The sequence below is a fragment of the Micromonospora okii genome (genome assembly GCF_020884795.1).
Taxonomy (GTDB): domain Bacteria; phylum Actinomycetota; class Actinomycetes; order Mycobacteriales; family Micromonosporaceae; genus Micromonospora; species Micromonospora okii.
In genome coordinates this window covers 404,561-414,514 of the sequence record NZ_BBZF01000014.1, presented here as the reverse complement: position 1 = coordinate 414,514, position 9,954 = coordinate 404,561, and the positions used below count along the sequence as shown (strand labels likewise).

The 9,954-nt window shown below is 72.9% G+C and carries 8 protein-coding genes; 5 read left to right on the top strand and 3 right to left on the bottom strand.

Translation table 11 applies throughout. The annotated features are described in order from the left end of the window. Positions 1 to 9 precede the first annotated feature (9 nt). Complete coding sequence (locus LPU43_RS08480; RefSeq protein ID WP_229399696.1) at positions 10 to 1,437, bottom strand: UDP-glucose dehydrogenase family protein; 1,428 nt, start codon at positions 1,435 to 1,437, stop codon at positions 10 to 12. 247 nt (positions 1,438 to 1,684) lie between these two features. Between LPU43_RS08480 and LPU43_RS08475 the strand changes: the two genes are divergently transcribed. Further along, positions 1,685 to 2,848 carry an acyl-CoA dehydrogenase family protein gene (locus tag LPU43_RS08475; RefSeq protein ID WP_229399695.1) on the top strand — a complete coding sequence of 388 codons (1,164 nt, stop codon included), beginning with the start codon at positions 1,685 to 1,687 and terminating at the stop codon, positions 2,846 to 2,848. Positions 2,849 to 3,094: 246 nt separating this feature from the next. On the opposite strand, the gene LPU43_RS08470 is transcribed toward LPU43_RS08475, so the two are convergent. Further along, the gene (locus tag LPU43_RS08470) at positions 3,095 to 3,760 is read right to left on the bottom strand and encodes a hypothetical protein (RefSeq protein WP_229399694.1); all 666 of its coding nucleotides are present in this window, start codon (positions 3,758 to 3,760) and stop codon (positions 3,095 to 3,097) included. A 23-nt stretch (positions 3,761 to 3,783) separates the two neighbouring features. On the opposite strand from LPU43_RS08470, the gene LPU43_RS08465 reads away from it, so the two are divergent. After that, positions 3,784 to 4,302, top strand: a complete 519-nt coding sequence (locus LPU43_RS08465; protein WP_229399693.1) for an acyl-CoA thioesterase — start codon at positions 3,784 to 3,786, stop codon at positions 4,300 to 4,302. A gap of 129 nt (positions 4,303 to 4,431) precedes the next feature. Next, positions 4,432 to 6,399 carry an acetoacetate--CoA ligase gene (locus tag LPU43_RS08460; protein WP_229399692.1) on the top strand — a complete coding sequence of 656 codons (1,968 nt, stop codon included), beginning with the start codon at positions 4,432 to 4,434 and terminating at the stop codon, positions 6,397 to 6,399. Between the two features lie 140 nt (positions 6,400 to 6,539). Here the strand turns inward: LPU43_RS08460 and LPU43_RS08455 are convergent, their stop codons facing one another. Next, positions 6,540 to 7,229: a TIGR03089 family protein gene (locus tag LPU43_RS08455; protein ID WP_229399691.1), complete on the bottom strand. Its 690-nt coding sequence runs from the start codon at positions 7,227 to 7,229 to the stop codon at positions 6,540 to 6,542. A 149-nt stretch (positions 7,230 to 7,378) separates the two neighbouring features. Between LPU43_RS08455 and LPU43_RS08450 the strand changes: the two genes are divergently transcribed. Together LPU43_RS08450 and LPU43_RS08445 are read left to right on the top strand one after the other, a co-directional pair. Next, a complete protein-coding gene (locus LPU43_RS08450) occupies positions 7,379 to 8,524 on the top strand; it encodes a glycosyltransferase family 4 protein (RefSeq protein WP_229399690.1) in 1,146 nt (381 codons plus the stop codon). Between the two features lie 67 nt (positions 8,525 to 8,591). Continuing rightward, positions 8,592 to 9,698, top strand: coding sequence for a mannose-1-phosphate guanylyltransferase (locus tag LPU43_RS08445; RefSeq protein WP_229399689.1), 1,107 nt, complete (start codon positions 8,592 to 8,594; stop codon positions 9,696 to 9,698). Positions 9,699 to 9,954: the final 256 nt, after the last annotated feature.

Genomic DNA, 9,954 nt, shown 5'->3' with positions numbered 1-9,954 from the left:
CCGGTGGGGTCAGGGGCGGCCCATGCCCCGGTACTCCCAGCCGGCCTGCGTCCACAGTGTCGAGTCCAGGCAGTTGCGGCCGTCGACCACCCGCCGGCCGGCGACCAGCTCGCCGAGGGCCACCGGGTCGGCGTTGCGGAAGTCGGCCCACTCGGTGAGCACGCAGACCAGGTCCGCCCCGGTCACCGCGTCGGCCATGCTCGGCTCGTACGTCAGCTCGGGGGCCACCCGGCGGGCGTTCTCGGCGCCCTCCGGGTCGTACACGTGCACCTGGGCGCCGGCCTTGCCGAGCAGCCCGGCGACGGCGAGGGCCGGCGCGTCGCGTACGTCGTCGGTGTTGGGCTTGAAGGTCGCGCCGAGCACGGCGATCCGGGTGCCCGACAGGTCCGGCCCGGCGGGACCGGAGCGGCGGCCCAGCAGCTCGGCGGCGAGCGCGATGACCCGGGTACGGCGGCGCAGGTTGATCAGGTCGACCTCGTGCAGGAAGCGCAGCGCCTCCCCGGCGCCCAGCTCCTGCGCCCGGGCCTGGAAGGCGCGGATGTCCTTGGGCAGGCAGGCCCCGCCGAAGCCGAGGCCGGCCTGGAGGAACCGGTTGCCGATGCGCGGGTCGTACCCGATGGCCTTGGCGAGCTGGGTGACGTCGCCGCCGGCGGCCTCGCAGACCTCGGCCATCGCGTTGATGAAGGAGATCTTGGTGGCCAGGAACGCGTTCGCGGCGACCTTGACCAGCTCGGCGGTGGCGAAGTCGGTGACCACCAGCGGGACCTCCCGGTCCTCGGTGGCGGCCAGGTCGAATACGCCCTTGTGGGCGGCGTACAGCATCCCGTTGGCCCACTCGCTCTTGACCCCGACGACGATGCGGTTGGGGCGCAGCACGTCGTCGACGGCGAAGCCCTCCTGGAGGAACTCCGGGCTCCAGGCCACCTCGACGCCCAGGTCGGCGGGGGTGTGCTTGCCGACGAGCTGCTCCACCCACTCGGCGGTGCCGACGGGGACGGTGGACTTGCCGACGATCAGCGCCTTGCGGGTGAGGTGCTGGGCGAGGGCGGTGACCGACGCCTCGACGTACGACAGGTCGGCGCCCATCCCGTCCGCCCGCTGCGGGGTGCCCACACAGATGAAGTGGACGTCGCCGAACTCGGCGGTCTCGGCGATGTCGGTGCTGAACCGCAGCCGCCCGGCGGCCAGGTTGCGCCGCAGCAGCTCGTCGAGGCCGGGCTCGTGGATCGGCACCTCGCCCGCGTTCAGCTTGGCGATCTTGTCGGTGTCGACGTCGAAGCCGAGGACCTCGTACCCCAGCTCGGCATAGCAGATGGCGTACGTCGCACCGAGGTACCCGGTGCCGAGGAAGGTGACCCGGGGCCGGGCCGCGCCCGACGGCGGCGTCACCGCGGCGATGGCGGGCATCGGTTGGGTGTTCGGGTACGGGATCGTCACGCCTGTCTTCTCCGCTCGCGCTGGCGGCGCTTCCTCGCGTCGCATTCGGCTGCGGCGCCTGGCCGGGGCACCGAAGGGGATGTGGGTCGTTTACTGCTCGCCGTGCCGCGTCGACGCCTCCGTCAGGCCAGAGCCTACGCGGCGGTAAGGATCACCCGAGCGCTGGTCGCTATCCTTCAGTCTGCGCGGTCGGCGGTTCCGAGACGGTACAGACTGCGCATGATAGCGGTGAAGGGGAGGGGTCGACATGGCCGCAGAGCAGTCGTTCGACGTGTACCGGTTGCCCGAGGAGCACGAGGCGGTCCGGGAGGCGGTGCGGGAGGTCTGTGCCGCCAAGGTCGCTCCGCACGCCGCCGAGGCGGACGAGTCCGGCGAGTTCCCGAAGGCGTCGTACGACGCGCTCCGGTCCGCCGACTTCCACGCCCCGCACATCCCGGCGGAGTACGGCGGCGCCGGGGCGGACGCCCTGGCCACGGCCATCGTGATCGAGGAGGTGGCGCGGGCCTGCGCGTCGTCGTCGCTGATCCCGGCGGTGAACAAGCTGGGCACGATGCCGCTGCTGCTGGCCGGCTCGGAGGAGCTGAAGCGGCGCTACCTCACCCCGGTCGCGGCCGGGGAGGCCATGTTCTCGTACTGCCTGTCGGAGCCGGAGGCGGGCAGCGACGCCGCCTCGATGACCACGAAGGCGGTCCGCGACGGCGACCACTGGGTGCTCAACGGCGTGAAGCGGTGGATCACCAACGCCGGCGTGTCGGAGTACTACACCGTCTTCGCCGTGACGGACCCCACAGCCCGATCGAAGGGCATCTCGGCGTTCGTGGTGGAGAAGTCCGACCCGGGCGTCAGCTTCGGCGCGCCGGAGAAGAAGCTCGGGATCAAGGGCTCGCCGACCCGCGAGGTGTACTTCGACAACGTCCGCATCCCGGCCGACCGCATGATCGGCGCCGAGGGCACCGGCTTCGCCACCGCGATGAAGACCCTGGACCACACCCGGGTCACGATCGCCGCGCAGGCCGTCGGCATCGCCCAGGGCGCGCTCGACTACGCCAAGGGGTACGTCCAGGAGCGCAGGCAGTTCGGCAGGCCCGTCGCCGAGTTCCAGGGCATCCAGTTCATGCTCGCCGACATGGGCATGAAGCTGGAGGCGGCCCGCCAGCTCACCTACACCGCCGCCGGCAAGTCCGAGCGGGGCGACGCCGACCTGACGTACTTCGGCGCGGCGGCCAAGTGCTTCGCCTCCGACGCGGCCATGGAGATCACCACCGACGCGGTGCAGCTCCTCGGCGGGTACGGCTACACCCGCGACTACCCGGTCGAGCGGATGATGCGCGACGCCAAGATCACCCAGATCTACGAGGGCACGAACCAGGTGCAGCGCATCGTCATGGCCCGGCAGCTCCTGAAGGGCTGATCGAGAGCGGTCGGCGCAACTCGTGGCGGTCGTGGAGGTGCCTGGTGGATGCGTTGCCGGCGGTCGCCCGGGAGCGCTCGGGCGCGGGAGCAGTTGCCCTCGGCCTGACGCGCGGGCCTTCGATCTCACGCCGGCTACACCATCGGCTTCGCCCGGTCGGGCAAGGAGGACTGAGGCCGGCGCGTCGATCATGGGGGGGCGTCGCGCGTTCCGCTCGCCGCGAACCCATGACCGACGACGTACCGGCTAGCGGAGTTCCTGCGTGGTGTCCTCGGAGCGGCTCGCCGCGCGCGGCGGGGCCGACCAGGGCGACTCCCCGGCCGTACGCCTCGGCAGCGGCTCGGGCGGGGTCCGGTCCGGGTAGCCCAGGCCGAGCAGGGGGGTGTCCCGGTCGTCCCCGCCGCTGCCGGCCGGGGGCCAGTCGGTGAGCGTGACGTCGTTCTCCTCCGGCCCGCCCGCCGGTGGGCTCGCCGGCTCGGCGACCGGCCGGGGCCAGCGCCGCCACCGCTGCCCGCTGAACGTGGCCATCACCAGCAGCGCGCCGATCAGGAAGAGGGTGCCGTTGTGCACCGGCAGGTGCAGCGGCAGCGGGTCGCCCAGCACCTTCCAGCCCTCGGGCACCCGGTCGCGCACCTCGAACGGCGCGACGAACGTCCCGACGTACGGGGCGATGAGCAGCAGCCCGGCGACCAGCGGGCCGAGGGGCGAGACGCGCAGGGTGCCCAGCAGGCCGAGCAGGATGCCGGCGACCGCCAGGTAGACGGCCGGCTCGATCAGGTTGGCCGTGTTGAACGTGCCGATCTCCACCCACCGGCTGATCGTGCGGGTCGACCCGTCCTGCCCGAGGGTGACCAGCACCCAGGTGACGGGCGCCACCACCAACCCGGCGAGGAAGCTCCAGAGATGTCGCATTGGCGCACCGTACCGTTTCCGGCATGACAGATCATCCCTCCGCCCCGCCGCAGGGCAAGGCCACGTCCTACTCCCGGGTCACGCTGAGCCGGATCATGACCGCCGTCGATGTCAACCTGTACGGGACCGTGCACGGAGGGGTGTTGATGAAGTTCGTCGACGACGTGGCGGGCGCGGCGGCGGCCCGGCACAGCGGCGGCACGGCGGTGACCGCCGCGATCGACGAGATCGTCTTCTCCGAGGCGGTGCGGGTGGGTGACCTCGTGCACGCCCACGCCCAGGTCAACTGGACGGGGCAGACCTCGATGGAGGTCGGCGTGCGGGTCGTCGCCGAGCGCTGGGACTCGGCCGAGGAGGAGCCGGTCCGGGTGGCCACCGCGTACCTGGTCTTCGTGGGGGTCGACGTGGGCGGCGCGCCCCGCGCGGTCCGGCCGGTGCTGCCGGAGACCCCGCAGGACGAGCGCCGCTACCGGGAGGCGGAGATCCGCCGCGCCCACCGGCTGGCCCGCCGTCGCGCCATCCAGGCCCACCGCTCGCTCTAGCCCGCGCCCGCCTCCTGCGCCGCCGCGCCGGCGCACGCGGGCGCGGGTTGGGGTGAGAAGGGAGCCCTTCTCTACCGTATGCGTTAACAAGGTGCCCTTCCTTCCGGGCACCCGGAGGAGGGTGGAGCTGTGGGTGACGTGCTGTGGACGCCGCCGGCGGACGTGCGCGAGCGGTCCCGGATCGGTGCCTACCTGCGCTGGCTGGCCGAGCACCGAGGGCTGGAGTTCGCCGACTACGACGCGCTGTGGCAGTGGTCGGTCACCGACCTCGACGCGTTCTGGCGCTCGATCTGGGACCACTTCGCCGTCGTCGCGCACGCCGAGCCGACGGCCACGCTGACCGACCCGGCGATGCCGGGCACCCGCTGGTTCCCCGGGGCCACCCTCAACTACGCCGAGAACGTGCTGCGGATGCCGGGGCTGGGCGACGACGACCCGGTGGTGGTCGCGCACGGGCAGACCCGCGCGCCGGAGACGCTGACCGCCGCCGAGCTGCGCGAGCGGGTCCGCCGGGTGGCGGCCGGGCTGCGCCGGCTCGGCGTCGGCCCCGGCGACCGGGTGGCCGCGTACGCGCCCAACATCCCCGAGACGTACGTGCTGCTGCTGGCCACGGCCAGCCTCGGCGCGATCTTCTCGTCCTGCGCCCCCGAGTTCGGCACCCGCAGCGTCACCGACCGCTGGCAGCAGACCGAGCCGAAGGTCCTCGTCGCCGTCGACGGCTACCGGTACGGCGACAAGCCCGTCGACCGGCGCGCCGAGGTGGCCGCCATCCGGGCCGCGCTGCCGTCGCTGGAGCACACCGTCGCCGTCGCGTACCTCGACCCGGCCGGCGACCCCCCGGACGGGGCGATCGGCTGGGCGGAGCTGGCCGCGCCGACCGACGAGCCGCTGACCTTCGCCGCCGTGCCGTTCGACCACCCGCTCTACGTGCTCTACTCCTCCGGCACCACCGGGCTGCCCAAGCCGATCGTCCACGGCCACGGCGGCATCCTGCTGGAGCACCTGAAGATGCTCGCCCTGCACCACGACCTGGGGCCGGGCGACCGGTTCCTCTGGTTCACCACCACCGGCTGGATGATGTGGAACTTCCTCGTCTCCGGGCCGGCCGTTGGCGCGGCGATCGTGCTGTTCGACGGCAACCCCGGCCACCCCGACCTGGGCGCGCTGTGGCGGCTGGCCGCCGAGACCGGCACCACGTACTTCGGCACCTCCGCGCCGTTCCTGCTGGCCTGCCGCAAGGGCGGGCTGGTGCCGAGGGACGTCGCCGACCTGTCCGCGCTGCGCGGGGTCGGCTCGACCGGCGCGCCGCTGCCCGCCGAGGGCTTCACCTGGGTGTACGACAACGTCGGCGGGCGGCTCCAGCTCCAGTCGCTCTCCGGCGGCACGGATGTGTGCACCGGCTTCGTCGGCGGGGTGCCGCTGCTGCCGGTGCACGCGGGGGAGATCACCTGTCGGGCGCTCGGGGCGCGGGTGGAGGCCCGCTCCGCCGACGGCACGTCCGTCGTCGGCGAGCTGGGCGAGCTGGTGATCACCGCCCCGATGCCGAGCATGCCGGTGGGCTTCTGGAACGACCTGGACGGCGAGCGTTACCGGGAGGCGTACTTCGACGTCTACCCGGGCGTGTGGCGGCACGGCGACTGGATCACGATCAACTCCCGGGGCGGCTGCGTGATCACCGGCCGCTCCGACGCCACCCTCAACCGGGGCGGCGTCCGGCTCGGCACCGCCGAGTTCTACTCGGTCGTCGAGGGCCTGGACGAGGTCGTCGACTCGGTGGTGGTGCACCTGGAGGACGACGAGGGCGGCGCGGGGGAGCTGCTGCTGTTCGTGGTGCTCGCCGAGGGGCTGGAGCTGGACGACGAGCTGCGCCGCCGGATCTGCCGCGAGCTGCGTACCGCCCTGTCGCCGAGGCACGTCCCCGACGAGATCCACCAGGTGCGGGCCGTCCCGCGCACCCTGAGCGCGAAGAAGCTGGAGGTGCCGGTGAAGAAGATCCTCACCGGCGTCCCCGTGGACCGGGCGGCGGCCAAGGGCGCGCTGGCCAACCCGGAGTCGCTGACGGCCTTCGCCGCGTTCGCCCAGCGTCGCCCGTCCTGAGCCGACGCCCCGCGCCCTGGGGCCGTGGTCGCCCGCGCCCCGAGCCGGTCACGGCTCGCGGCCTGAGCCGGGGGCGCCCGCGCCCCGAGCCGGGGTCGCCCGCGCCCCGGCCGCAGCGCCGCTCGCGTCCCGGGCCGGCGTCAGGCCAGGGTGCGGGTGACCCGCTCGGTCTCCGCGCGGGCGGCGACGCGGGCGTGGTCCAGGTTGGCGCAGAGGACCGTGCTCGCCCCCGCCACGAGGGGGGCCAGCAGCCAGTCGACCGGGTCGGGGTGGGTGGCGGTGTCCAGCAGGACCCGGTCGCCCCGGGCGATCCCCAGCTCCGTGGCGCGGGCCGCCGCGCGGGCCAGCAGCTCCGTGTCCTGCGGCCCACCCCCGCCGTACGGGGCGAAGTGGTCCCCGTGCGCGCGGACGGCCACCACGTAGTCGGCGAAGCCGGCGGGCACCTCGCGCAGGGGCAGGGCGAACGGGGCGAGCGCGAGGGCGTACCGCTCGCCGGCCGGCCAGGCGTCCGCCTCGGCGACCAGGTCGGCGGCGGCGAAGAGCACCTCGACGGGGCCCGGCCGGTCGGCCACGGCCAGCCCGGCGGACCAGCAGCCGAGCAGCACGGCGGCGGTCTGCCAGTGCGGCGGGAGCAACACGCCGGCCGACTCGCCCGGGCCGGCAGCCGCCTCGTCCACGAGGAGGTTGGCGGTCTTGGCCACCCAGTTCGCCAGCGTCGCCCCGGAGAGCTCGGTGCGCTCGCCGGTGGCGTCGTCGTACCAGGTCAGCAGCGGTCGGGCGGGGTCGGACGCGATCGCGTCGGCGAACGCCCGGGCAATGTCGTCGGCCATCGCCGCGACGATACGCCCCCGGAGCAAAGGCACGTGACGGTGACAAGTCGGCCAACGGTCGGGTCGCAGTCAGCGACCGGGCGGGGCGCGGGCGTAGGCTTGCCCGAAGTGTTGTTCCCCACATTCGCGCCATCTCAAGGAGTCGCCCCGTGACCGCCGGTCGCCCGCCCCGCGTACTCATCGACGCCACGAGTGTCCCCGCCGATCGCGGCGGCGTCGGTCGATACGTCGACGGCCTCCTCGGCGCTCTCGGCAAGGTGTGCGGCCAGGGGGTCGACCTGGCCGTGGTCAGCCTCCGCACCGACCTGGAGCGCTATTCCCGGATGCTGCCGGGCGCGGAGATCGTCGCCGCCCCCGCTGCCGTGGCCCACCGCCCGGCGCGCCTGGCCTGGGAGCAGACCGGCCTGCCCCTGCTGGCCCAGCAGGTCGGCGCGCAGGTGCTGCACTCGCCCTTCTACACCTGCCCGTTGCGGGCGGGTTGTCCGGTCACGGTGACCGTGCACGACGCGACGTTCTTCACCGAGCCGGAGCACTACGACAAGTCCCGCCGCACGTTCTTCCGCAGCGCGATCAAGACCTCGCTGCGTCGGGCGAGCCGCGTGATCGTGCCGAGCAAGGCCACCCGGGACGAGCTGATCCGGCTGCTCGACGCCGACCCGACCCGGATCGACGTGGCGTACCACGGGGTCGACCACGCCGCCTTCCACGCCCCGGGCGAGGAGGAGAAGGCCCGGGTCCGGGCCCGGCTGGGGCTCGGCGACAGCAGCTACATCGCCTTCCTCGGGGCCAAGGAGCCGCGCAAGAACGTGCCGAACCTGATCCGGGGCTGGGCCCGCGCCGTCGCCGACCGGGCCGACCCGCCGGCCCTGGTCGTCGCCGGCGGGCAGGGGCACGACGACGACATCGACCGCGCCGTCGCCGAGGTGCCGTCGCACCTGCGGCTGCTCCGCCCGGGCTACCTGCGCTACGCCGACCTGCCCGGCTTCCTCGGCGGGGCGCTGGTCGCCGCCTACCCCTCGTACGGCGAGGGCTTCGGGCTGCCCATCCTGGAGGCGATGGCCTGCGCCGCGCCGGTGCTGACCACCCCCCGACTGTCGCTGCCGGAGGTCGGCGGCGACGCGGTGGCCTACACCAGCGAGGACCCGGAGCAGATCGCCACCGACCTGGCGGCCCTGCTCGACGACGAGCAGCGCCGCTCCTCACTGGCCAAGGCCGGTTTCGACCGGGCCAAGGAGTTCACCTGGGAGTCCAGCGCCGAGGTGCACATCGCGGCGTGGAGCCGGGCCCGCGCCTGATGCTTCGGTCGGAGCGAGTTCTCAACACCAGACATGCCCTATTTTCGGTTTCAGGCATGATGGTCGGATGCTTCACATCGTGATTCCCGCCGGGGGCAGCGGCACGCGTCTGTGGCCGCTGTCGCGAGCGAGTAACCCGAAGTTCTTGCACGCGCTCGGTGGCACGTCGGCGACCCTTCTGCAGAGCACGGTCGATCGGCTCGCCCCGGTGACCTGCCCCGAGCGCACGTACGTGGTGACTGGCACCGCCCATGCGGCGGCGGTGGCCCGGCAGCTTCCCATGTTGGCCGAGTCGAACATCCTCATCGAGCCCTCCGGGAAGGACTCCTGCGGGGCGATCGGGCTGGCCGCCGCGCTCATCGCTCGGATCGATTCGACCGCCCTGATGGGTGCTTTCTCGGCGGACCACATCGTTCGAGACAACCAGCGGTTCGTCGAGTGCGTGCGAGCAGCAGAGCGGGGGGCGCGGGACGGTCGGCTCATGGTCTTCGGCATCACTCCGACTCACCCAGAGACTGGCTACGGATACGTGGAGTGCGCCGAGCCGGTCGGAGACGGCACGATCCGGCGGGTGACGCACTTCAAGGAAAAGCCCACCGCAGACGTCGCGGCAGAGTACGTTCGCTCCGGCCGCTACTTCTGGAACGCGTCCATGTTCGTCTGGCGGGTCGACGTGTTCCTTGACGAGTTGCGGCGTCAGCAGCCGGCGTTGCACGAGGGCCTGTTGAGGATTGCTGACGCCTGGGACCAGCCCGAGCGCGACGCGGTGCTCGATGAGGTGTGGCCCGGGCTGCCGAAGATTTCCGTCGATTTCGCCGTGATGGAGGGGGCAGCAGAGGCGGGCCTGGTAGCGGCCGTTCCCTCCGACTTCGGCTGGCACGACGTGGGCGACTTCCACACGCTCGGCGAGGTGCTGCGCCAGCAGGGCGACCAGAACACGGTGATCGGGGGCGGCGAGGAGGGGACGACGGGCAAGTCCCGGGTGCTCCTGCAGGACAGTGAGAGGCTGGTCGTGCTCCCACAGTCCGGGCGGCTCGTTGCCAGTCTCGGCGTCCGGGACCTGATAGTGGTCGACACGCCGGACGTGCTGCTGATCGCCGACCGTAGCCGGGCGCAGGAGGTCAAGAGCCTGGTCGGAGCGTTGCAGAGCGACGGAGGCGAGGCCTTCCTCTGAGCAGGCCGGACACCGGCCGGCCCGGCTGTCACCAAGCGTGGTCTTGACGCGGCCGATGGTGTCGGCGACGCTGGCGAAACGTTTTCGTCCTGCGGAGGTCCGGATGCCGGTGAACGTTCGACGCGTCGTGGTGCGGTAGGCCGCCGTGCGGGGCGGCCGGTCACCGACCTCGTTCGTGTCGGCTTCAGCACCCCTGCGGGTGGACTGCGGAAACGCCCTTGATCTGCCAGATATCGCCGTCGCTTCTCGCTGTGCC